The 21,244-nt window shown below is 59.4% G+C and carries 25 protein-coding genes; 6 read left to right on the top strand and 19 right to left on the bottom strand.

What is annotated here, in order from left to right; all coding sequences use genetic code 11:
- Window positions 1-10: 10 nt before the first annotated feature.
- The 7 genes from flgG to flgF all read right to left on the bottom strand — a co-directional run bounded on the left by flgG (window position 11) and on the right by flgF (window position 4,840).
- Window positions 11-799 carry a flagellar basal-body rod protein FlgG gene (gene flgG, locus H4W29_RS06185; RefSeq protein WP_113298565.1) on the bottom strand — a complete coding sequence of 263 codons (789 nt, stop codon included), beginning with the start codon at window positions 797-799 and terminating at the stop codon, window positions 11-13.
- A 19-nt stretch (window positions 800-818) separates the two neighbouring features.
- Window positions 819-1,160 carry a flagellar hook-basal body complex protein FliE gene (gene fliE, locus H4W29_RS06190; protein ID WP_192728145.1) on the bottom strand — a complete coding sequence of 114 codons (342 nt, stop codon included), beginning with the start codon at window positions 1,158-1,160 and terminating at the stop codon, window positions 819-821.
- Entirely contained in the window at window positions 1,160-1,579 is a 420-nt protein-coding gene (flgC, locus tag H4W29_RS06195; protein WP_192728146.1) for a flagellar basal body rod protein FlgC, read from the bottom strand. The genes fliE and flgC overlap by 1 nt, the downstream gene beginning before the upstream one ends.
- Window positions 1,580-1,583: 4 nt before the next feature.
- On the bottom strand, window positions 1,584-1,976 hold the full coding sequence (flgB, locus tag H4W29_RS06200; protein ID WP_007816099.1) for a flagellar basal body rod protein FlgB: 393 nt from the start codon (window positions 1,974-1,976) through the stop codon (window positions 1,584-1,586).
- 168 nt (window positions 1,977-2,144) lie between these two features.
- Complete coding sequence (locus tag H4W29_RS06205) at window positions 2,145-2,687, bottom strand: flagellar protein (RefSeq protein ID WP_192728147.1); 543 nt, start codon at window positions 2,685-2,687, stop codon at window positions 2,145-2,147.
- Between the two features lie 2 nt (window positions 2,688-2,689).
- A complete protein-coding gene (fliI, locus tag H4W29_RS06210; protein ID WP_192728148.1) occupies window positions 2,690-4,090 on the bottom strand; it encodes a flagellar protein export ATPase FliI in 1,401 nt (466 codons plus the stop codon).
- 15 nt (window positions 4,091-4,105) lie between these two features.
- The gene (gene flgF / locus H4W29_RS06215) at window positions 4,106-4,840 is read right to left on the bottom strand and encodes a flagellar basal-body rod protein FlgF (protein ID WP_192728149.1); all 735 of its coding nucleotides are present in this window, start codon (window positions 4,838-4,840) and stop codon (window positions 4,106-4,108) included.
- 249 nt (window positions 4,841-5,089) lie between these two features.
- On the opposite strand from flgF, the gene motA reads away from it, so the two are divergent.
- The 6 genes from motA (at window position 5,090) to H4W29_RS06245 (ending at window position 10,326) form a co-directional block, all read left to right on the top strand.
- A complete protein-coding gene (gene motA / locus H4W29_RS06220) occupies window positions 5,090-5,962 on the top strand; it encodes a flagellar motor stator protein MotA (RefSeq protein ID WP_192728150.1) in 873 nt (290 codons plus the stop codon).
- Complete coding sequence (locus tag H4W29_RS06225; RefSeq protein ID WP_192728151.1) at window positions 5,963-6,910, top strand: FliM/FliN family flagellar motor switch protein; 948 nt, start codon at window positions 5,963-5,965, stop codon at window positions 6,908-6,910. It abuts the gene before it with no gap.
- A 66-nt stretch (window positions 6,911-6,976) separates the two neighbouring features.
- The gene (fliN, locus tag H4W29_RS06230) at window positions 6,977-7,603 is read left to right on the top strand and encodes a flagellar motor switch protein FliN (protein WP_192728152.1); all 627 of its coding nucleotides are present in this window, start codon (window positions 6,977-6,979) and stop codon (window positions 7,601-7,603) included.
- Window positions 7,604-7,631: 28 nt separating this feature from the next.
- The gene (gene fliG / locus H4W29_RS06235; RefSeq protein WP_192728153.1) at window positions 7,632-8,669 is read left to right on the top strand and encodes a flagellar motor switch protein FliG; all 1,038 of its coding nucleotides are present in this window, start codon (window positions 7,632-7,634) and stop codon (window positions 8,667-8,669) included.
- Window positions 8,670-8,800: 131 nt separating this feature from the next.
- Window positions 8,801-9,880: a flagellar biosynthesis protein FlhB gene (flhB, locus tag H4W29_RS06240; RefSeq protein ID WP_192728154.1), complete on the top strand. Its 1,080-nt coding sequence runs from the start codon at window positions 8,801-8,803 to the stop codon at window positions 9,878-9,880.
- Between the two features lie 5 nt (window positions 9,881-9,885).
- The gene (locus H4W29_RS06245) at window positions 9,886-10,326 is read left to right on the top strand and encodes a BspJ family T4SS effector nucleomodulin (protein WP_112541535.1); all 441 of its coding nucleotides are present in this window, start codon (window positions 9,886-9,888) and stop codon (window positions 10,324-10,326) included.
- A gap of 223 nt (window positions 10,327-10,549) precedes the next feature.
- Here the strand turns inward: H4W29_RS06245 and visR are convergent, their stop codons facing one another.
- The 12 genes from visR to H4W29_RS06305 form a co-directional block, all read right to left on the bottom strand.
- Window positions 10,550-11,296 (bottom strand): transcriptional regulator VisR, encoded by a 747-nt coding sequence (gene visR / locus H4W29_RS06250; RefSeq protein ID WP_192728155.1) that lies wholly within the window; start codon window positions 11,294-11,296, stop codon window positions 10,550-10,552.
- Between the two features lie 8 nt (window positions 11,297-11,304).
- On the bottom strand, window positions 11,305-12,051 hold the full coding sequence (visN, locus tag H4W29_RS06255; RefSeq protein WP_192728156.1) for a transcriptional regulator VisN: 747 nt from the start codon (window positions 12,049-12,051) through the stop codon (window positions 11,305-11,307).
- A 600-nt stretch (window positions 12,052-12,651) separates the two neighbouring features.
- Window positions 12,652-14,349: a flagellar basal-body MS-ring/collar protein FliF gene (gene fliF / locus H4W29_RS06260; protein WP_192728157.1), complete on the bottom strand. Its 1,698-nt coding sequence runs from the start codon at window positions 14,347-14,349 to the stop codon at window positions 12,652-12,654.
- Window positions 14,350-14,463: 114 nt separating this feature from the next.
- The gene (gene cheT / locus H4W29_RS06265) at window positions 14,464-14,853 is read right to left on the bottom strand and encodes a chemotaxis protein CheT (RefSeq protein ID WP_183728524.1); all 390 of its coding nucleotides are present in this window, start codon (window positions 14,851-14,853) and stop codon (window positions 14,464-14,466) included.
- A gap of 16 nt (window positions 14,854-14,869) precedes the next feature.
- Window positions 14,870-15,424: a chemoreceptor glutamine deamidase CheD gene (gene cheD, locus H4W29_RS06270; RefSeq protein ID WP_112541540.1), complete on the bottom strand. Its 555-nt coding sequence runs from the start codon at window positions 15,422-15,424 to the stop codon at window positions 14,870-14,872.
- The gene (locus tag H4W29_RS06275; RefSeq protein WP_192728158.1) at window positions 15,421-15,810 is read right to left on the bottom strand and encodes a response regulator; all 390 of its coding nucleotides are present in this window, start codon (window positions 15,808-15,810) and stop codon (window positions 15,421-15,423) included. The genes cheD and H4W29_RS06275 overlap by 4 nt, the downstream gene beginning before the upstream one ends.
- Window positions 15,810-16,856 carry a protein-glutamate O-methylesterase CheB gene (cheB, locus tag H4W29_RS06280; protein WP_192728159.1) on the bottom strand — a complete coding sequence of 349 codons (1,047 nt, stop codon included), beginning with the start codon at window positions 16,854-16,856 and terminating at the stop codon, window positions 15,810-15,812. The genes H4W29_RS06275 and cheB overlap by 1 nt, the downstream gene beginning before the upstream one ends.
- Window positions 16,853-17,764, bottom strand: coding sequence for a protein-glutamate O-methyltransferase CheR (cheR, locus tag H4W29_RS06285; protein ID WP_192728160.1), 912 nt, complete (start codon window positions 17,762-17,764; stop codon window positions 16,853-16,855). Before cheR ends, cheB begins: the two co-directional genes overlap by 4 nt.
- Window positions 17,761-18,228 carry a chemotaxis protein CheW gene (locus tag H4W29_RS06290; RefSeq protein WP_192728161.1) on the bottom strand — a complete coding sequence of 156 codons (468 nt, stop codon included), beginning with the start codon at window positions 18,226-18,228 and terminating at the stop codon, window positions 17,761-17,763. The genes cheR and H4W29_RS06290 overlap by 4 nt, the downstream gene beginning before the upstream one ends.
- Before the next feature lie 6 nt (window positions 18,229-18,234).
- The gene (locus tag H4W29_RS06295; protein ID WP_192728162.1) at window positions 18,235-20,535 is read right to left on the bottom strand and encodes a chemotaxis protein CheA; all 2,301 of its coding nucleotides are present in this window, start codon (window positions 20,533-20,535) and stop codon (window positions 18,235-18,237) included.
- 18 nt (window positions 20,536-20,553) lie between these two features.
- Complete coding sequence (cheY1, locus tag H4W29_RS06300) at window positions 20,554-20,919, bottom strand: chemotaxis response regulator CheY1 (RefSeq protein WP_003570362.1); 366 nt, start codon at window positions 20,917-20,919, stop codon at window positions 20,554-20,556.
- Window positions 20,916-21,212: an STAS domain-containing protein gene (locus H4W29_RS06305; RefSeq protein WP_192728163.1), complete on the bottom strand. Its 297-nt coding sequence runs from the start codon at window positions 21,210-21,212 to the stop codon at window positions 20,916-20,918. Before H4W29_RS06305 ends, cheY1 begins: the two co-directional genes overlap by 4 nt.
- Between the last annotated feature and the right edge of the window lie 32 nt (window positions 21,213-21,244).

A 21,244-nucleotide genomic window follows, 5' to 3' on the forward strand; every position in this document is an offset into this window, starting at 1 on the left:
CCCTTCCCTCTTACTTCAGGTTCTTGCTGACGATGGATGCCATTTCATCAGCTGTCGTGATCACCTTGGAATTCATTTCATAAGCGCGCTGGGCCGATATCAGCTCGGTGATTTCCTTGACCGGGTCGACGTTGGAGGATTCCAGGTAGCCCTGCTTGAGGTAGCCCATGTTGTCTTCGTCGGGATTGCTGATGACCGCTTCGCCGGATGCCGGCGTTTCCTGGAAGAGGTTGTCGCCAATCGGCTGCAAGCCTGCCTCGTTGACGAAGTCGGCGAGCGTAAGCTGGCCGAGAGTGGTCGGAGTGGTCTGGCCGGGCAGCTTGGCGGTGATTTCGCCAGAGCGGCTGATCGTCAGCTCTGTGGAACCCTGCGGAATAGTGACGCCGGGGATGACTTCATAACCGTCGATGTTGACGAGCTGGCCCTGATCGTTCTTGTTGAGCGCACCGGCACGGCTATAGAGCGTCGTGCCATCGGTCGACTGAATCTGGAAGAAACCCTTGCCGACGATCGCGACATCGAGGTCGTTACCGGTCTGGGTCAATTCACCCTGCAGATGCAGGTTGCGCACGGCCGAGGTCTGGACGCCGAGACCGATGTTGGCGCCTTCGGGAACGACAGCCTGGTTGGCGCGATTGGCGACACCCTTGGCGCGCTCGGTCTGATAGAGAAGATCGGTGAATTCGGCGCGGGCGCGCTTGAAACCGGTCGTATTGATGTTCGCGATGTTGTTCGCGATGACTTCCAGATTGGTCTGCTGGGCATCCATGCCCGTTGCTGCGATGGCGAGCGCTCTCATGTGTTCGTCCTCAAATCAGTTACATCTGCATCTTGGTGACTTCGAGGAAGGCCGAGACGACCTTGTCGCGAATAGCGATTGCAGTCTGGAGCGTCTGCTCCGCCTGCAGCATGGAATCGACGACTTCGCGCGTGGAGGCCGTGCCCTTGATGCCGGCAAAGGACATGTTTTCCGCGCCCTTCAGGCTGTTAACTGCTTCGCTCGCCATGTTGCCCATGACGGAGGCGAAGCTCAGGCCGCCGGATGCGCCGGCTGCGGCAGACGACGTCACGCTTGAGGAGGAGGCGGAATTTTCGGTATCGATGGCGCCGAGCGCGCGGGTCATCGAGAGATTGGTTACGTTCTGTACGCTGCTGATCATTATTGTCCGCTCTTCAGGAGATCGATCGTCGAGGAAATGAGGTCGCGAGTCTGCTTGATCGTCTGCAGATTGGCGTCATAGGAACGGTTGGCTTCGCGCATGTCGGCCATCTCGATCAGGATGTTGACGTTCGGCATCTTGACGATGCCCTTCTCGTCCGCAGCCGGATTGCTGGGGTCGTATTCCTTGGTGAAATCGCCCTCGTCGACACCGATCTTCTTGACGTTGACGGTCTCGACACCGCTGGCGCGATCCATCTGCTGGCCGAAGGTGATGGTCTTGCGGCGATAGGGATCGGCACCCGGAGTGTCGCCAGTCGAACGGGCGTTGGCGATGTTTTCCGAGACGATACGCAGACGTGTCGACTGCGACTCGAGCCCGGAACCTGCGATTTTCATTGCTGCTGAAAGCGGATCCATGCGCCTACTTCCTTACGGTCATCAACATCATTCGATGAAAGGAACTAACGAGCGAGGTGTTCAGGTCGTACTGACGCTTGATCTCGCCCGATTTGGAGAGTTCTTCCGCGACACCGACGGTGTTGCCGGATTCCTGCACGCCGATTTCCTGATCGAGTGCTGCATCCTTCACGTCGATGTCGCCGCTCGTGCTGAAATCGTTGCCGCTCAGATGCATCGGATTGGTGCGTGCCATGGTGACGTCCGACTGGTCGAGCACCGCCTGAAAAGGCGTCACATCCTTCGCACGGAACTTCGGCGTGTTTGCATTCGCGATGTTGCCGGCAACAACCTCCTGACGGATCGTCAGCCATTCCGCCTGCTTTGAAGCCAAGTCGAAAAGTTGAATCGGTTGCATGAAACTCTCCGTTTTTACTACGCCGAACCTAGGGCGGTAATCTTGCGTGGGACTTACGGTAAATGCAGGCTTTACAGGCCATTCTTCGGGGTTACTTGCAGACACCGACCAACCGCCGCCCGACCGTTTTCCGACACGGGCTCGCAGCGATTTGTCTTTTTGCCTGAACTAGTTGTTCTGGTAGATCTCACCTTTGGAGGTAACGATTACCCACTTGCCGTCGCGCTGTTCCAATGTGGCAAGGCGGCTTTCGTCAGGCAGGATCGATCCGACGCGCACGACATACATGCCCGAAGGATCTTCAATGAGCGCCCGGCCGTTGGCCACATGCAGCAGGCGGAAAGAGCCTTTGCCGGGGAAAGGCTGATCCTCCATCGAGGCATCGCCGTTGCGCTCCTTGCCGAGCTCGGAAACGGTTGCCGTCGTCATGTTGTCGATCGGTGGGACTTTCTTGCCTTCATCGTTCTTGTTGACCATGGCGAGTGGCGAAACGCTGAAGACGTTGCGCGCCGGCCAGTTCGGCAATTCACGAGAAGCATTGCTATCGGCAACGCTGATGCCGAACTTGTCCGCGTTGAAGAAGACGTACCAGGGGAAGAAGGCGGAGGCGCCGGCAAGTGCCAGACCCAAGAAGGTCAGCGCGCGGTCGAGCAGCGCTCCCTTGTTGCGCTCTTTCAGCGCGGCGATCCGTTCGTCTTCGAAATCGGCCATGATCAGGCCCTCCTTTGAATAGGCGCACTCGGAGTGGGTACGCCGGCGGCGGCCTTGAGAGCACCGGCAAGATCGGCGAAGGCATCAAGCGATTCGCGGTCTCCCGGAGATTGTTTCAGGACGTCATAGATGATCGGCACCTGCTTGACCGCCATGTCGAGATCAGGATCGGCGCCTGGACGGTAGCCTCCGATAAGGCGCAGGTCGCGCGTCTCCTCAAATCGGTGGATCAGCACCTTTAGGCGGGAAACCAGCTTCTCCTGATCCGGAGTCCAGGCCTTGCGTGCAAGACGCGAGATGGATGCGAGCGGATCGATCGGCGGGTAGCGCCCCTCCTCCGCCAGGCTTCGCTGGAGAACGATATGACCGTCCAGAATACCGCGGGTGGAGTCGGCGATCGGATCGTTATGATTGTCGCCATCGACGAGGATGGAGATGATCGCGGTGATGGTGCCGGCGCCTTCCGGACCGGGACCAGCGCGCTCAAGAAGACGCGGCAGCTCAGTGAAGACGGAAGCCGGATAGCCGCGCGCAATCGGCGGCTCGCCGGAAGCAGTCGCCACTTCGCGGATCGCGTGGGCGAAACGCGTGACACTATCAACGATGAAGAGGACGTTTTCGCCTCTGTCGCGGAAGTGTTCGGCGATGGTTACGGCCGTTAGCGGCGCCATCTTGCGCAGCATCGGGCTCTCATCGCTGGTAGCGACGACGGCAATCGCCTTCTTCATATTGGCGCCGAGCGTATCCTCGATGAATTCGCGGACTTCGCGACCGCGCTCGCCGACCAGCGCAATCACCACCTTGTCGAAGGCGTCGGCGCGGGCAAGCATCGACAGCAATGTCGACTTGCCGACGCCGGAGCCGGCGAAAATGCCGAGACGCTGGCCGAGGCAGAGCGGCGAGAAGATATCGATCGCCCGCACGCCGGTCTTGAAGCCGTTTTCGACGCGCTGACGCGTCATCGAAGGCGGCGCAGTGTTCGAGATCGAACGGCGGTCCAGGCCCTCGGTGATCGGGCCGAGACCGTCGATCGGCTCGCAGAGAGAATTGATGGTGCGGCCGCACCAGCTGTCCGACGGAGAGATGCGGAAGGCACCCTTGCGGATAACGATGTCGTGGATGCCGATCGGCTCGCCTGGTTCGATCGGGCAGACGTAAACCAGGTCCGGCTCTACCCTGACGACTTCGCCAAGATGGACACCCGTCGCGGATTTATGCGCCACGAACTCGCCAAGCCGCACATGCCGGGAAAGGCCGCGGACGGTATAGTGGCCGGCGGCGATGGTGTGCACGCGACCGCCATGGGTCACGGAGAATTCCGGCGACGTGTAGCGCTTTGCAAGGTCGCCGAGATATGTGAGCTTCGGCGAGAGCGCGTCCTCGGTCAACAGGGTGGTGTTCATGCTTCACACCCTGCCTTAGCGGCTGCCGCCGAGCGTCTGAACTGCTTCCTTGAACGAGTCTTCGCTGTCGCGCATCAGCGACGATACGCTTTCGAAGGCGCGATTCACCTCGATGAGCTGCGTCATCTCGTGCATCGCATTGACGTTGGAATTTTCGAGATAGCCCTGCTCGACACCGACATTGAAGCGGTCGACGACGGCGCGCGGCTGCTCGGTCGTCATGATGCCGCTGTTTTCGTAGCGCAGAAAACCCTTGCTGATATCGGCTTCGAAGAGGCCGAGTGAACCGACCTGGCGGTCATTCTGATAGATGATGCCATCAGTTCCGACCTTCGGCTCGCCGCCGGCGGTGTTGAGCACGATCGGCGCACCGCCTGCATCGAGAACCGGATAGCCGCGGACGGAAACCAGCTCGCCGGTATCACGGATCGTGAAGCGGCCGTCTCTCGTCAGAACGCGGCCGGCGGGCGTATCGAGAGAGAACCAGGCATCGCCCTTGATGGCGAAGTCAAGCATATTGCCGGTGTGCTGCATTTCGCCATGAGTGGTGTCCAGGTAGTCGTTGCCCTGGGAGACAAAGGCGACCTTGGTGTTCGTCTTGTTCTCGTTGTTCGCCAACATTTCATCGAACTTTACCTCAGTGCCGCGAAAACCGGTCGTGTTCACGTTGGCCATGTTGTCGGCGATCGTCGTAAGGCGTTTTTCGAGGGCCATCTGCGACGACAGGGAAACGTAAAGACCGGATTGCATGTCGGTAAGCTCCACATTGGCGATAAACGGGACGAAACACCGGGCTCCTTTTCGTTCGGCCACGGGTTCCGCTGAGCGGCATCTCAGACATGGGCGCGCATAGGCCCACTCGTCACGTTCAATGTGAAGGCAAATCCTTGCGCGAAGCTGGCAGCGCAAATGAATACGCAAAAGCCGCGTTCATCAGCCTCACGCAAGGCACAAACCCTATCCGTCGCAAAGAAAAGCAACGTTCAGATTGGGCTGACGATGAATATTATTATCGGATTTGTAGTTGTCTGCGGCTGTATCGTCGGTAGCTTCATGGCCATGGGCGGCGAAATCGATGCTCTTTTTCAGCCCTTCGAATTCCTGATCATCGGCGGCGCCGGCCTCGGCAGCTTCATCATGGCGAACCCCATGAAGGTGGTGAAGGACTCCGGCAAGGCGCTCGGCGAGGCCTTCAAGCACTCCGTTCCCAAGGAGCGCAATTATCTCGATACGCTCGGCGTGCTCTATTCGCTGATGCGCGACCTGCGTACGAAATCGCGCAACGAAATCGAAGCGCATATCGACAATCCAGCGGAATCGACGATCTTCCAGTCAGCCCCGACAGTTCTGAAGAATAAGGAACTGACGGCCTTCATCTGCGACTACGTGCGCCTGATCATCATCGGCAACGCCCGCTCCCACGAGATCGAGGCGCTGATGGACGAAGAAATCAACACCATCCTCCATGACAAGATGAAGCCTTACCACGCGATCCAGATCATGGGCGATTCGTTCCCCGCCATCGGTATCGTCGCGGCGGTTCTCGGCGTCATCAAGGCCATGGCGCATATCAACGACTCGCCGGAAGTGCTCGGCCACCTCATCGGTTCGGCACTCGTCGGCACATTCCTCGGCATTCTGCTTTCCTACTGCGTCTGCTCCCCCCTGGTCTCGCAGATCAAGGTCGTCCGCTCCAAGCAGCACCGGCTCTATGTCGTCGTCAAGCAGACCCTGCTTGCTTACATGAACGGCTCGGTGCCGCAGGTCGCCCTCGAATACGGCCGCAAGACGATCTCGGCGTATGAACGCCCGTCGATCGACGCAGTGGAACAGGAAATGATGAACCCAGGTGGCGAAAACAAGGCAGCTTAAATGACTATGAGCAATGCTTCGCATGACAAGCAGACAATGGATCCCGCCCTTCTTGCCAAATTGACCGGCGGTCTCGGCGACAGGGGCAGGGTTGCCAAGCTCTGCAGTTCCTTCGGCGACATCTACAGCGAATTCTTTCCCGATGTCCTGAAAAGCGAAACCGGCCTCGATGTGACAGTCGGCTATCTTGGCTGCGAGATCGGTTACAAGAATCATCTGATCGACGATCTCAGCACCAACATGACGCTGGTCGATGCGACGCTGCGCAATTGGTCCCAGAATATCACCATCGCCTGTGGCAACAGTTTCATCATTACCCTGATGGAACATCTGCTTGGCGCTGCTGCCGAAACGATCGAGGAGCCGGCCGACCGGCTTCTCTCCGTTATCGAGCTCGACCTCGCCGGCATGGTGTTCGACAAGATTTCCAAGGTGCTGCGTTCGGCCGTCAACGCGCCCGGCGGTTTCGAACCCAGCCTCTCGGCTCCCTTCGCGCATGAGGCCCGTGTACGTCCGCCGGAAGATCGCACCGACGAATTTGCTGCTGCGATCAACATGTCGATCACGCTTGCCGGCATCGTTTCCGAATTCAGCCTGATCGTGCCGCAGACGGCGCTGCTCAAGACCACGGTTTCGGCCCCGAAACCGAAGAAGCAGCCCAGCAAATCGCCAGAGTTCACCGAGCAGATCGGCGACCAGGTTCGCCGCTCGCACGTGACGCTCGAAGCGAAGATCCACCTGCAGGACCTGACATTGCGGACGATTTCCAAGCTGATGGCCGGTGACGTCATTCCTTTCCGCGACAGCGGCGACGTACGCGTCGAAGTCAGCGCCAACAGCCGGGAATTGTATGTGTGCGAGTTCGGGCGTTCAGGCGACAACTACATGGTGCGAGTGAAAGACACCATGAATTCGGATGATGAGCTGATCCGGCACTTAATGAATTAATCGGTTCTCTCGCTCTCGGTGCCACAAAGGCAGTTTGAGGCAAGTTTCAACTGGAATAGTGATTTCATGGCTACGAAGAAGACACAGCAGAATAGTGACCTCTCCCTGGACATGCCGGGCAATGAAGCCGATCTGGATCAGGCTATCGACGATCTGCGCGGCGTGCTGAGGAAAGATTCGGACGGCGACCTTTCGCAGTTCGGCGACGACCTGCAGAACGATGCTTTCGCAGCAGGAACGGACCTTTCGCCCTTCGGCGGTGATGCCGGCGAAACGTCCTTCGGCGGTGCCGATTTCGCAGGAAGCGATTTCGGGGGTGGCGATTTCGGCGACAATGCCGCCGGCATGGGTGCAGCAGGTTTTCCCAATCTTGACGCCGCGCCGAGCTTCGGCGGCAACTCCTTCCAGTCCGCTCCGGCACCGCTCGGCAGCGCACTGAACTCGAACTTCGACCTGATCATGGACATTCCTATCGACGTCCAGATCGTGCTCGGGACGAGCCGCATGCAGGTTTCCGGCCTGATGAACCTCACCGAGGGTGCTACCATTGCGCTCGACAAGAAGATCGGCGAGCCGGTCGAGATAATGGTGAACGGCCGCAGGATTGCGCGCGGCGAGATTACGGTTCTTGATAACGACGACACGCGTTTCGGTGTAAAACTGATAGAAGTTTTGAGCACGAAAAAAGCCTGATCCCTGTGTGGGACGGAGAGGTTAGACCATGATGGACTTTGACGATTTCGGCGGCGCACTTGCCGGGAAACCGTTGACCCAGGCTGAAAAGGCGGCGGCAGTTCTTCTCGCTATGGGGAAGGGGGTCGCCGGCCGACTGCTGAAATATTTCACGCAGGCCGAGTTGCAGACCATCATCGGATCTGCCCAGGCCCTTCGCGCCATTCCGCCGGACGAGTTGCTTCAGCTCGTCGGCGAATTCGAAGATCTCTTCACCGAAGGCGCCGGTCTGATGGACAACGCCAAGGCGATCGAGGCCATCCTCGAGGAAGGGCTGACGCCTGACGAAGTCGACAGCCTGCTTGGCCGTCGTACCGCTTTCCAGGCCTACGAAACCTCCATCTGGGACCGCCTCGCCGAGGCGGAACCTGCCTTCGTCGCCAAGTTCCTGTTGCGCGAGCATCCGCAGACCGTTGCCTATATCCTGTCCATGATGCCTTCTTCCTTCGGTGCGAAGGTGCTCATGCAGCTTCCTGACAATCGCCGCGCCGACATCATGAACCGTACGGTCAACATGAAGGGCGTCAGCCCAAAGGCCGCGCAGATCATCGAAAACCAGGTGATGACGCTGCTTGCCGAGATCGACGCGGAACGCAACGCATCAGGCTCCACCAAGGTCGCCGACCTGATGAACGAGATGGACAAGCCGCAGGTCGACACGCTGCTCACCTCGCTCGAATCGATCAGCCGCGAGGCGGTCAACAAGGTCCGCCCGAAGATCTTCCTCTTCGAAGACCTCATGTTGATGCCGCAGCGCAGCCGCGTCATGCTGCTCAACGATATTTCGTCCGACGTTCTCACCGTCGCACTGCGCGGCGCATCGGCCGAAATCCGCGAATCGGTCCTTTCCTCCATCAGTCCGCGCCAGCGCCGCATGATCGAATCGGATCTGCAGAGCGGCATGGCCGGCGTCAATCCGCGCGAGATCGCGATTGCACGGCGCGCCGTCGCGCAGGAGGCGATCCGCCTGGCCAATGCCGGCCAGATCGAGCTCAAGGAAAAGGAAGGCGGCCCGGCGGCCGCCTAAGCAATCGCAGTTGTTGACAAGACCCCTCGCCCACAAGGCGGCGGTTGATCAGCAGCACGCACAAGACTACCCTTCTGGGAAATGGGCCGCGCTCCAGTCGCGGCCTTTTTCTTTGACGGAGGGCCGCACACTTGGCCGATGAAGACAAGGACAGCAAAACAGAAGCCCCTACCGCGAAAAAGCGGTCTGATGCTGCCGAAAAAGGTAACACCCCCCACTCGCGTGAAATTTCGATCTTCACGACGATTCTCGCGACCTTCATCTACCTCGTCTTCTTCCTTCCCAGCGCAACGTCGCACATGGCCGAGACCCTGCGTGACATCTTCGAGCAGCCAGATCAGTGGAAGATCGAGACCGGGCCTGACGTCATCTCGCTGTTTGCGAAGCTCGGCTGGGCCGTGGCTGCGCTTCTGGCCCCTGCCTTCATCATGTTCATGGTGTTCGGCATCGCCTCCTCCGTCTTTCAGAACCTGCCGACGCCGGTTCTCGAACGCATCCGTCCGCAGGCCTCGCGTATTTCACCGATCAAGGGATGGTCGCGGCTCTTCAGCGTTCAGGGCCTCGTCGAATTCGGTAAGTCGCTGTTCAAGGTGGTTGTCGTCGGAGTGATTCTCTTCTTCGTCCTTAGAAGCGAATATTTCGGCTCGATCGATGCGATGTTCTCCGATCCGACGACGATCATGGTTCGCATGATGACGGCGATGCGCAAGATCATCATCGTCATGCTGGTCGCCACCGCGATCGTTGCGATCGCCGACGTCTTCTGGACGCGTTATCACTGGTTCACCGAACTGAAGATGACGAAGCACGAGGTGAAGGAAGAAAACAAGCAGTCGCAGGGCGACCCCTTCGTCAAGAGCAGGCAGCGCTCCGTCATGCGCGACCGCGCCCGCCGGCGCATGATCGCCAGTGTCCAGCGCGCCACCCTCGTTATCGCCAACCCGACGCACTATGCCGTGGCGCTGCGCTATGTGCGCGAGGAAAACGATGCCCCGGTCGTTCTTGCCAAGGGCCAGGACCTTATTGCGTTGAAAATCAGAGAGATCGCTGAGAAAAACAACATCCCCGTCTTCGAGGATCCACCTCTCGCACGCTCCATGTTTGCGCAAGTCTCGGTGGATAGTGTCATACCGTCAGTCTTCTATAAGGCCGTCGCGGAACTCATTCATCGGGTTTACGCCGCGGAGGCCAAGAACAAACGGGTAAGATAAGTCGAATGAAAAAATGCCCCTACTCTGCCCAGCGTGAAAAAATCCTTGCAGAAGCGATCAGCCCGGTCGCAACCGAGCTCAGGCTTCTGGACGCATCCGATCTCATTTCTCTGCTGCGTTTCGAGTATTACGGCAATCTCGCCGACCTCGTCGCTTCCGCAGCGGAACTGTTTTTCCATCCCGGCACTGTCAACTTCGGCCTGGGGGGAAATTACACGCTGGAATGGGGCGGTAAGCCCGAAGTTGTGCTCGATCTCGAAATCAAGCCGCGCGGCGTGACCGTCTATGCGCAGCTGACGCTGGCCGAAGACCATGCCGGCATCGAGATCAATCATATTTCCTTCCAGAATGCCTCCAGCGATCCGGACGCAAACACGGCTTTTCTCCAAAGAAGCCTGCACGAAGCGCGCTATATCGTGGCAAAGCCGCAGGCGCTCGCCGGCTAAAGCATTTTACGCTTGGGAAATTTCAGGCCCGGCCCGGAAGGCGCCGGGCTTCGCCGTTCTCAGAGCCTTTCTGTTTTTCTTCGAATTACGAAATGCTCTAAACTCTTTGTTTCACGCCATTTCCGGACGCAAAACCGCTACACGCTTTCGCTGGAATTGCTCTATCTCTTTGGTTTCACGCAATTTCGGACGCAAACCCGCGGCGCACTTTGCTGGAATTGCTCTAGCTGATGTAGCCGAGGCGGATCGCCTTGGCGATCGCCTGGATGCGGTTGACCGAATCGAGCTTGATGGTCGCCGAGCCGAGATAGGCGTTCACGGTGTGGACGGACAGGCCGAGCTTGTCGGCGATTTCTTCGCTGATGCGGCCGTCGCCGGCAAGCTGAAGGCAGGCGATCTCGCGCTCGCTTAGCGCTTCGGTCGCCGCCGCACGCCGCTCATCGAGCGACAGCAGGTCCATCATGACATTGCAGCACCGGCCATGCAGTTCGATGATCGTATCGCTCGAGGGATCGATATCGTCGCCGGTGAAAAGCACGAAACCATTGCCGATGGCGCCAAGGCGCACTGGAAATGCGAGACCGGAGAAAGGCACTATGCCGTCTTTCAGCCTTACCATGAAGGGAGAGAAATCCGCAGGGCCAGGAGCTGCACGATCATGGCTACCGGCCCAGAACAAGGGCAGCAGTGAGCGATCGATATGGTCGAGCAAAGCCTCGCCATGGGCATCGACGAGGCCCTTGCCGAAGCCGGCATTCGAGGGACCCCAGTTTTCCAGCTCGCAGATCAGTCGCTGCTTTGCCGGCACGCCGGAGCCGGTGACACGAAAGACGGCGAAGCCTTGCGCATCCGCAAGCTTCTGCATGGCAATCAGGCGCGGGAAAAGGTCAGACCGGCTGGAAATCCTGTTCACACGTACCATGCGCATCTGGTCCGTGTTGCCTATCGCCCTGCCTGGTTGATGCCCCATAATTCCCCTCAAACGAGATTGTTGCGAACAGCGAAGGCTATCGCCTCGGAACGCGTCTTCGTTGCAGTCTTTCGCATCACACTGGTGATATAGTTATTGATAGTATTCCGGGAGATGCCGAGGATCATAGCGATCTCATCGCTTGTCTTGCCTTCCGCAATCCAGAAGAGGCATTCCAGCTCCCGGTCCGTCAGTTCAAAATCGCGATCGACCTTCGTGCCCCCGCACCGAAGGAAGCTTGCGAAATAACCTGCAAGCAGGCCTACGTCCCGGAGACGCTCCGGCGAAAGAACGAAGCCTTCCCTGAACAAGAACATCAGCACCAAGCGAGAGCGGCCGACATTCAAGGTCAGTGAGCAATATTGGCGGCTCGCGCCGTGCGGCACATCGGCGCTGTCCGGCAGGAGTGCGAAGCCCGGCTGCAGCACCTGCATGCACTTCTCGAATTCGGTCGAGCGCGCATAACCCGCAACCAGGTCATTGGCGACCTCCTTCACCAGATCGAAGGGCCAGTCGGACGAAACGATAAAGTCCAGACCACTTTCCTGGATGAGATCGCAGCGTGCCATCAGATAGTGCATGGCGCCGACATATTCGGTCAGCGCCCGCAAGCCGGCGTGCAATTTGCCGGTTTCGGCGATGACGCGAAGGCGATCGATCAGTTCGTCGCGCGGCAAAAGATCCGGCACATTGGCGCCGACGAAGTTCGCCATCTGCTTCTCGCCTTTATTCGCCTGAAATATGTCCATATCCATTGGCAGTGACCTGCGGCTGAGAAACTGTCGGTTCTCGCAAAGAAGTTCTGTTTTGTGAAAGGGATTCAAACACATGCCCCACGCGAATCCCACTTCGAATCACCTAAGGGTAAGCCAACCATCGTAAATCACCATCTCCGACTTCTGGGGATTTACTTTTGCGACCTTCCATGCGGTGATTCGATCACCACTCCACTCTCGCGAAGATATATGAAACTAGGATGATTCTGGCATTGGCCGCAACGTTCCTCGCCTTATGCGCGAGTGACGACGAACGGAATTATCGGTCTGAATGACGTAATTATCACAGTTCCGGCGAAGGAAGCGCCGCAACCGAATGCCCGGCGAAAGCAAATTTCAAACGCACGTAAGCAACAATCCATCGTTCTACTGGAGACATACTTACGCTGGCCATCTTATGCAAGGCTTGAGCCTCATGCGAACGGCGTCATCCCGCTACCCGGCGATCTCTACATCAGAACTCCATGCAATAGAGTAACCGGCTCCTTACGAGCCGGTCGCGAGCGCCGGTAACGTTCTTGTTACCGGCCGATACATCCACAGATGAGAAAGAAAAAGGCCGGTTTCCCGGCCTTTTCATTATGCGGCTTCGTCGATGGCCCATTTCCTGAGGATCTTCGCGGCGCGTTCCTCGTTGATCTCCACCATACGGGCGAGCTTGCGTTCCGGACCTTCCTTGACGCGGCGGTTGAAGTTGCCGTCGTCGTCGCCGAGACTGAGCAGATCCTCGGTGCTGTCGAAGCCGAAGTCGGAGCCGAAGCCATCCATGAGCGCGCCGCCCGCGGCAGCGCCCGCCGGTGCGAAGTCCGGCAGTTCCAGACCGGCCGATTCCGGGGTGGCGTCGCCGAAAACTGCGGCGGAGGATGAACCCGAGCCATTGACGGTGCGGATCAGAGGACGCACGCCCAGCCAGACCACCACGAAGGCGACCGCGACGAAGGCCAGCGAGTTGATGATACCTGCGAGGTTGCGGCTCAGCATGTCCATGACATGGACGCCGCTGTTGGCATCGTCAAGGAGCTGGTTCTCGAGGAAGTCCATCGCGGTGACGGTGACCACGTCGCCGCGGTTGGTATCGAGGCCGGCGGCCGAGGCAACGATGCTTTTCATCTCTGCGAGATAGGCATCGATCTTGGCCTGGTCTGCGGGTTCGCCCACCATCTTGGCGATGCGCCCCTTGTTGACGACGACGGCGACCGAGAGCTTTTCGACCCGATAGCTGTTGCGCGTCGTGGCCGTGGTCTTGCTGTTGATTTCGTAGTTGGTCTGTTCTTCGCGCTTGTCGGACTTGTCCTGCGATTGCGGGCCGGTCGCGCCGCCGGCTTCAGGTGCGGCCTGCGGAATGTTCTGCTCGACCGTCGTCGCGTTGTCGGCCTGGTTCTGCTGCGACTGCTGGGCTTCCTTCGTGGAGCGGACCGAGCGCTCGACCTTGGATTCCGGATCGTAGGTGGTTTCCTGGATCTGCTGGGCGTCGGTGTTCAGGTTGGCCGTTACGCTGGAGCGGAAGTTGTCCATGCCGAGGAAGGGGGCGAGCGCCTTGTCGATGTTCGATTCGACTTCCTGCTGGACATTCTGGACAATATTGAGCGAGCGGTTCAGCGTGCCGTTGGCGGCGTCGTCACCCGAGGCGAGAAGCTGGCCGGCGGAATCGAGGATCGTCACGTCAGCGACATCAAGCCCCGGCACAGCCGAGGCGACCAGGTGGCGGATCGAGGTGGCGGCGTTTCGCCCTGTCGCGGCACTGGCGCGAATCATCACTGAGGCCGTCGGCTTCTGTTCGGCCTTCCGGAAATTGCCGACCTCGGGCATGACGATGTGGACACGCGCGGCGGTGATGCCCGAGATCGATTGAATGGTGCGGGCGATTTCACCTTCGAGGGCGCGGACGCGGGTCACTTCCTGCATGAAGGAGGTGAGGCCGAGCGAACCGACGTTATCGAAGAGCTCGTAACCCGCATTGGCGCTGTTCGGCAGGCCGCGTTCGGCAAGCAGCAGCCGGGCCTTGCCCGTCATGCCCGCCGGTACGGTAATGCTAGCGCCGTCCGATCCGACCTGAAAATCGACGTTTGCCTCGGCGAGCGCCATGCTGATCTGGTTTAGATCGGTGGTTTCGAGGCCGACATACAGCGTTTCCTGAGCGGGTTTGTTGACGAAAATTGCCGCCGCCAGGATGATTGCGATGGAAGCGGCGCCGACCCCACCAAGGATCATTAAACGCGTCCGCCCAAGCGAACCAAAGTTCTTAATAATCTGAACTAATTGATTTAACAGATTCATTCTGTTCTCGCACGATCCGTCAAAGACAAAGCAGGCTTATTGCCTCATTTGACGAATAGACGCCGAAACTTGTGCGAGCGTTTCGTTCGGCGCATGCGGGGATGAATTACAGAATTAGAAGAAATCGAAGTCGCCGGCAGCCTTGCTGAGCGGCTGGGAGTGGCCGTGGCGGGTACCGCCGCCGAGTGCCTTCTGCATTTCGGCAAGCTTGACAAGGCTCAGCGCGGTGGCAACATCGATCGACCAGTTCTGCGGAATTTCACCGGTGATGGTGTCGATGAATTCGGCGAGACCGCGCGATTTCTGCACGGCGAGATCGATGCCCTGCATCACCTTCATGCTGTCGGGGGAGTTCAGGATTTCGGAGCCGCCCAGTTCGATCAGCTGTGGCTCGATCCGTTCCATCAGGTAGGCAACGTCGTGAAGCTCGGAGACAATGCGCATCAATACGTCGCTCAGCGCCTCAACCGGCGATGGCGGCTCGATGATCGGTGTAAAAGTCATATAAAAATCCTCGCCATCAAAAGAATTCGATACTGGTCTCGGCGGGCTTCTGCGGAGCGGCCGGACGCTGCTCGAGAGCGACGGTTCTCTGGGTTTCGGCGCCGGTCAGGGGGTATTGCCGGGCACGGCCGGACACCGGCCAATATTCGATCTTTCGTCCATGCTCACCGCCTGTGCTGGAGCTGACCACCGGAATGCCTTCGTCTCGAAGGAACTGCATGGCGAAGGCCGCGTTCTGCTCGCCGACATTCGAGAATGTCGAGATCGTCTTCGCTCCTCCGAAGATCTTGGCCTCCAGCCGGTCGCGCCGCGCGCCCTTTTTCAGGAGGCCGTTTATCAGCAGTTCCATGAGATGCACGCCGTAGCGTGTGGCATCGCCGCCGGTCATCGGGGTGTTGCCTGTTCCCGGCAGCAGGAAGTGGTTCATGCCGCCAACACCTGCGACGGGATCTCTGAGGCAGGCTGCCACGCACGAGCCAAGGATGGTCGAAAGCACCGCATCCGGATCGCTCAAGACCTTGTATTCACCCTGAATGATGTGCACGCGGCGGGCCGCACCCTCAGTGATCATTTCAGGGCTCCAAACACGGCTTCGATGGCCGCTTTCATCTTTTCGATGGTGAAGGGCTTTGCCAGAACGTTGTTTGCACCAAGCTGTGCTGCCTTGGTCACCAGCGCACGGTCGCCCTGTGCGGTGAGGATGATGAAGGCCGCCTTCTTGGTGTTCGGATTGCTGCGGACGGCCTGAAGGAAGCCGATGCCATCCATCTTCGGCATGTTGAAGTCGGAGATCACCAGATGATGAGGCTGCTCCGCCATGATCTTCATACCCTGCTCGCCGTCGCCGGCAGCGGTGATCTGCTTGAAGCCGAGCTGCGTCAGCGCGTCGCTGAGCAGCAAGCGGCTCGTAACCTGATCGTCAACGATCAGAACTTTGATTTTCTCCGCGATCGACATTATTCGGTCCCTTCCTTTCGGGCGGCTGTCATTTTCAGTATTTCTTCGCCGATAGCAGTCAGCGGTAGCTGCTGCTCAACTGCGCCAAGTTCGTAGGCAACTCTTGGCATTCCGTAAACAACGCAGGTTTTTTCGTTCTGACCGAGCGTTCTTGCCCCCGCGTGGCGCATTTTCAACAGCCCGGCCGCTCCATCGCGTCCCATGCCGGTGAGGATCACGCCGACGGCATTGCGCCCGGCGAGCTCGGCAACAGAATCGAAGAGCACATCGACCGATGGGCGATGGCCATTGACCGGCCCCCGCTCGACCAGCCGGCAGCAGGGCGCCGATGCATTGGAGACCTGCAGATGACGCTCACCGCCAGGCGCAAGATAGACCTTGCCGATCTCGAGACGTGCGCCGTCGGTCGCTTCTTCCACGACCGGCGCGCAGAGACGGTTCAGCCGTTCGGAAAAGCTCTTGGTGAAGGTCGGCGGCATATGCTGGGTGATAACGGTCGGCGGGCAGTTCGCCGGGAATTTCTGCAGCACTGCGATCAGGGCTTCCACGCCACCGGTCGAAGAACCGATCGCCACGATCTTGCGTCCGACGCGGAAATCGGCAACTGCGGTCGGCGTGACGGTGGCAGGCGCGGCCGGCTTGGCGAAGTTGCGCTGTGTGCGGGCGGCAGCCTTTACCTTCTCGACGAGGTCGCCGAAGGGGCGCGGCTCGCCCGGCTGCGGCTTGCCCACGCAGTCGAAGGCACCGATTTCGAGGGCTGCGAGTGTCGCCTCCGCGCCGCGATGCGTCATCGTCGAGACCATGATGACAGGCATGGGCCGCAAGCGCATGATCTTTTCAAGGAAATCGAGGCCGTTCATGTTCGGCATTTCGATATCGAGCGTCACGACATCGGGGTTCAGCCGCTTGATCGCCTCGCGTGCCTCCAGGGCATCGCCGGCCTGACCGATGACGTCGACTTCGGGATCCGAACTCAAAACGGCCGAGATCAGGCCGCGCATGGTCGGCGAGTCGTCAACGACGAGAACTCTTGCCGGAGCGCTCATGCCTTCCTCCCGATACCCTTGGTCGTATAGCGATAGGTGGTGATGCCGATATTGTCGAAGACGTTCTTGGCTTCGCCCGAGACGCGCTCGGAGTGGCCGATATAGAGATGGCCGCCCTCCGGCAGCAGGCCGGCAAAGCGCTGCCAGATCTTCATCTGCGTCGGCTCGTCGAAGTAGATGACGACATTGCGGCAGAAGATGACGTCGAACTTGCCCTTGAACGGCCACTGAGCCATCAGGTTCAGCTCGTTGTAGGTGATGAGGCGCTTCACGCGGTCGTCAACCTGGAACTTGCGGCGTCCCTGCATCTCGACCTCGGTAAACCATTGCTTACGCATGGCAGGCGAGACGGTTTCCAGCGCGTTTTCGTCGTAGGCCCCGGTCCGGGCAATCGCCAGGATCTTCGGGTCGATGTCGGTCGCCAGAATCTTGAAGTCGTAGTCGGCGGCGTTCGGCATCATTGACAGAACGGTCAGTGCGATCGAATAGGGCTCCTGCCCATCCGAGGACGCAGCCGACCAGATCCGAACACGGCCGCCGGCGCGCGCCCGGTTCAGAAGATCGGGCAGCACATGGTCGCGCAAGTGTTCGAAATGATGGTTTTCGCGGAAGAAGCGCGTGAAGTTTGTCGTCAGGTGCGACAGCATCTCGCGCCGGGCGGCGGCACCTGCCGGCGAGGCGACAAGCTCGCAATATTCACGAAATCCCGAAAGGCCGAGGTTGCGGATATGCTTCGACAGACGAGAGTAGACCAGCGAGGCCTTCGTCTCATTGAGATAGATTCCGGCATCCGCATAGATCATGGCGGCGATTTCCGAGAGATCGCGGCGCGTCAGCGGGTATTCCCCGCTCGCCAGAACCTCGTCGGCACCAGACTGCCTCTGATCTTTTACGCCAACTGCATTCATGCGGCTTCGCTTTCGGTGTCGGGGAACAGGGCTTCGAGTTCGATCAGGCAGATCATCCGCTTTTCGATGGAGAGAATGCCGCGGGCGAACTGACGCTGAAGGTCCGAGGAGATCTCGGGTGTCGGCTGGATGTCATCGTCAGTGACGGTCAGGATGTCGGAAACAGCTTCGACCAGCAAGCCCACGACCTTGCGGCGGACCTGAGCGACAATGATGACGTGGCGGGCGGTCGGATCGACCGGCTTCATGCCGAGTCGGGCCGACAGATCAATGATCGGCAGCACCGCACCACGCAGGTTGATGACGCCAATCATATAGGACGGCGAGTGCGGCATCGCGGTTGCCGGGGTCCAGCCCCGGATCTCGCGGACTGCCATGATGTTCACGCAGAATTCCTGATCGCCGATGCGAAATGCGATAAGCTCGTTTCCGCCCAGGGTCAGATTTTTTGCCGTGTACGACATTGCCTCTTATCCTACTGCCGCCAGAGACATTTCAGCCTTCAGGGACTGACCGCGCGAGGCGCCGACCACCGCATCCACGTCCAGGATGAGGGCCACGCGGCCGTCGCCAAGGATGGTTGCAGCGGCGATGCCCGGAACGTGGGTGTAGTTCGCCTCGAGGCTCTTGATGACGACCTGGCGCTGGCCCTGGATCGCGTCGACCATGAGGGCGCGCTGACCGCCGCCTTCGGATTCGACGAGAAGGGCGACACCTTCGACCGGATTGGCCTGGGTTGCGCGGAAGTTCAGGATGCGACCGACATCGACCAGCGGGCAGAAGGAATTGCGGATCGAGATCAGGCGGTGGTTGGCGCCGAAGGAATGGATCGCGGCGGCTTCCGGCTGCAGGGTTTCGACGATTGCCGTCAGCGGCACGACCAGGGTCTGGCCGGCGACCGTGACCACCATGCCGTCGAGAACGGCGAGCGTCAGCGGCAGGCTCATCGTGAAGACCGAGCCCTGACCCGGCCTCGAGGTGATGTTGATGCGGCCGCCGAGCGCCTGGATCGAACGCTTGACGACGTCCATGCCGACACCGCGACCGGAGATGTCGGAGATCTTATCGGCCGTCGAGAAGCCCGGCAGGAAGATCAGGTTATCGATTTCCTCATCCGACAGATTGGCGTCAGGGGAGATCAGGTCGTTGGCGATCGCCTTCTGGCGGACCTTTTCGCGGTTAATCCCGGCGCCGTCGTCGGCCAGTTCGATCAGGATGCGACCCGAACGATGTTTTGCCGTCAGGCGGACCGTGCCTTCGGTGTTCTTGCCGGCGGCAGCACGCTTTTCGGGCGTTTCGATACCGTGGTCGACAGCGTTACGGATCATATGCGTCAGCGGCTCGGCCAGCTTGTCGATGACCGTCTTGTCCACTTCCGTGTTTTCACCCTCGGTGATCAGGCGGATCGACTTGCCGGTCATGTCGGCGATTTCGCGGACGATGCGCGACATGCGCTGGAAGACCGGCTTCACGGGCTGGGCGCGGATCGCCATGACCGAGTCCTGGATCTCACGGGTGAGCTGCTGCAGCTCTTCGAGGCCCATGTTGATCGAGGACGTGCCGGTCGTGTCGTTTTCGATGACGCTCTGGGAGAGCATCGCCTGGTTGATGACAAGCTCGCCGACGAGGTTGATCAGGCGGTCGACGCGATCGAGATCGACGCGGATCGTTTGGCCGGCGCCGGCAGCGGCATTGTTCTGGGCTGCGGCACTTGCCGCTGCAGCGGCAGCGGCGGCCGCCGATTCCTTCTTTTCGACACGGGCCGCAGCAGCAGCCATCTGCGTGACGTTGGTCGCCGTTTCAGCGGCGGTAACAGCGGCAGCCGTGTCGTCTGCCTTGGTTCCGGCAGCGGCCGGCGCCTCGGAGGCACCGCCCTCGTCCAGGATCGAGAGATCGAACGGAACCGGGATCATTGGCAGTTCTTCATTGGTCTCGCCCGGCTTGCTGTCCTCTGCCGGCTTCACGGTTAGATCGCAATCCCATTCGGCGAATTCGAAGACCGAGCGGATGGCGTCTTCGCCCTTGTCCGTCTTGATCGTGATGTTCCAGAAGAAATAAGCGCCTTCCGGATCGAGCTCCTCAAGGCCCGGCAGAGCATCGGCGTTGCAATAAATGCTCATCTCGCCGAGGCGGGAGAGATCACGAAGCAGAAGGGTGGCGTCGTTACCCTTTGAATAGAGCTCGAAGCGCGGCTTGAAGGTGATTTCATAGGCCGGCAGATCGACCGGCTTCTCTTCGCCACCGAAATCGTCGAAGGAGAAGGGGATCGGCTGGAAGCCGCTATCATCGGTCGGTTTGGGAGCCGGGGCTGCAGCGACCGGGGCAGGAGCGGCCTTCGGGGCCGGCTTCGGTGCGGGCGCCTCGGAAACTGCCGAGGGAGACGGCAGCTCGCCGTGAGCAAGCGCTTCCAACTCCTTGACGAGACCGCGGCTTCTGCTTTCGTCGACGCTGCCGCCATCGCGGGCAGCATTGGTCAGGTCGGCGAGCACGTCTGCCGATTTCAGCATGACCTTCAGGACGTCCTGGTTAGGCTCAAGCTTGTTGGAACGAACGCAATCAAGTGTTGTCTCAAAGACGTGGGCGAAGGCGACGAGGTCATCCAGGCCAAAGGCGCCGGCACCGCCCTTGATCGAATGGACCGCGCGGAAGACCGCATTGACTGTTTCCGGGTCGCGATCGCCATCATTCATTTTCAGGAGACCGGATTCCAGTTCGGCGAGCTGTTCCTCGCATTCCTGGAAAAAGATCTCTTTGATTTCGTTCATATCCATAGGAGCAAATCCTGGGCTTTAAGCGGTTACACGCTCGATGGCATCGATCAGCTTGGCGGGGTCGAAGGGCTTGACAATCCAGCCGGTGGCACCAGCCTGGCGGGCGCGGTTCTTCTTTTCCGCATCGCTTTCGGTGGTCAGCACCAGGATCGGGATCGCACGGTACTTCTCGTTGCGACGGACACCTTCGATGAAGCCGAAGCCATCGAGGCGCGGCATGTTGATGTCGGTGACGATGACATCAGGATTGGACTCTTCGAGAACTTCGAGGCCTTCAACGCCGTCTTCAGCCTGGATCGTCTCGAAACCTGCATTGTTCAGCGTTACGAGAAGCATGTTTCGGATGGTGCGGGAATCGTCCACCGTCAATACTTTCTTCTTCATTGCCGGATCTCCTTGGCAAGCAGATGGTCGATATTGACGCCAACCAGCTGCATGGTTTTTTGAAATGCGTCGGACACCTTCGAGAAGGTGATCGACTGCTTGTCCTGGTCCCAGGTCTTCTCGGCGGCCATCAGAACCTGGGCGCAAAGAGCGCCGACGCGTTCGACTGCCGAAGCATCGATCGCCACGGGGTTTCCTCGCATGGAGAGAAGCTTGTCGCGCAATGCGGAAGCCTCATTGAGATCGAGAATCGCTGGCAACTCCAGCGTCCTGGCACTCTTCTTTGCTGCCATCAGCTTTTCCTTGTCCCTTTGTCCCCAACCCG

The organism is Rhizobium viscosum (genome assembly GCF_014873945.1).
GTDB lineage: Bacteria > Pseudomonadota > Alphaproteobacteria > Rhizobiales > Rhizobiaceae > Rhizobium > Rhizobium viscosum.

Coding starts and splice junctions, on each gene's coding strand:
- flgG (WP_113298565.1), bottom strand. CDS start 799: ATGAGAGCGCTCGCCATCGCAGCAACGGGCATGGATGCCCAGCAGACC.
- fliE (WP_192728145.1), bottom strand. CDS start 1,160: ATGATCAGCAGCGTACAGAACGTAACCAATCTCTCGATGACCCGCGCG.
- flgC (WP_192728146.1), bottom strand. CDS start 1,579: ATGGATCCGCTTTCAGCAGCAATGAAAATCGCAGGTTCCGGGCTCGAG.
- flgB (WP_007816099.1), bottom strand. CDS start 1,976: ATGCAACCGATTCAACTTTTCGACTTGGCTTCAAAGCAGGCGGAATGG.
- H4W29_RS06205 (WP_192728147.1), bottom strand. CDS start 2,687: ATGGCCGATTTCGAAGACGAACGGATCGCCGCGCTGAAAGAGCGCAAC.
- fliI (WP_192728148.1), bottom strand. CDS start 4,090: ATGAACACCACCCTGTTGACCGAGGACGCGCTCTCGCCGAAGCTCACA.
- flgF (WP_192728149.1), bottom strand. CDS start 4,840: ATGCAATCCGGTCTTTACGTTTCCCTGTCGTCGCAGATGGCCCTCGAA.
- motA (WP_192728150.1), top strand. CDS start 5,090: ATGAATATTATTATCGGATTTGTAGTTGTCTGCGGCTGTATCGTCGGT.
- H4W29_RS06225 (WP_192728151.1), top strand. CDS start 5,963: ATGACTATGAGCAATGCTTCGCATGACAAGCAGACAATGGATCCCGCC.
- fliN (WP_192728152.1), top strand. CDS start 6,977: ATGGCTACGAAGAAGACACAGCAGAATAGTGACCTCTCCCTGGACATG.
- fliG (WP_192728153.1), top strand. CDS start 7,632: ATGATGGACTTTGACGATTTCGGCGGCGCACTTGCCGGGAAACCGTTG.
- H4W29_RS06245 (WP_112541535.1), top strand. CDS start 9,886: ATGAAAAAATGCCCCTACTCTGCCCAGCGTGAAAAAATCCTTGCAGAA.
- visR (WP_192728155.1), bottom strand. CDS start 11,296: ATGGGGCATCAACCAGGCAGGGCGATAGGCAACACGGACCAGATGCGC.
- visN (WP_192728156.1), bottom strand. CDS start 12,051: ATGGATATGGACATATTTCAGGCGAATAAAGGCGAGAAGCAGATGGCG.
- fliF (WP_192728157.1), bottom strand. CDS start 14,349: ATGAATCTGTTAAATCAATTAGTTCAGATTATTAAGAACTTTGGTTCG.
- cheT (WP_183728524.1), bottom strand. CDS start 14,853: ATGACTTTTACACCGATCATCGAGCCGCCATCGCCGGTTGAGGCGCTG.
- cheD (WP_112541540.1), bottom strand. CDS start 15,424: ATGATCACTGAGGGTGCGGCCCGCCGCGTGCACATCATTCAGGGTGAA.
- H4W29_RS06275 (WP_192728158.1), bottom strand. CDS start 15,810: ATGTCGATCGCGGAGAAAATCAAAGTTCTGATCGTTGACGATCAGGTT.
- cheB (WP_192728159.1), bottom strand. CDS start 16,856: ATGAGCGCTCCGGCAAGAGTTCTCGTCGTTGACGACTCGCCGACCATG.
- cheR (WP_192728160.1), bottom strand. CDS start 17,764: ATGAATGCAGTTGGCGTAAAAGATCAGAGGCAGTCTGGTGCCGACGAG.
- H4W29_RS06290 (WP_192728161.1), bottom strand. CDS start 18,228: ATGTCGTACACGGCAAAAAATCTGACCCTGGGCGGAAACGAGCTTATC.
- H4W29_RS06295 (WP_192728162.1), bottom strand. CDS start 20,535: ATGGATATGAACGAAATCAAAGAGATCTTTTTCCAGGAATGCGAGGAA.
- cheY1 (WP_003570362.1), bottom strand. CDS start 20,919: ATGAAGAAGAAAGTATTGACGGTGGACGATTCCCGCACCATCCGAAAC.
- H4W29_RS06305 (WP_192728163.1), bottom strand. CDS start 21,212: ATGGCAGCAAAGAAGAGTGCCAGGACGCTGGAGTTGCCAGCGATTCTC.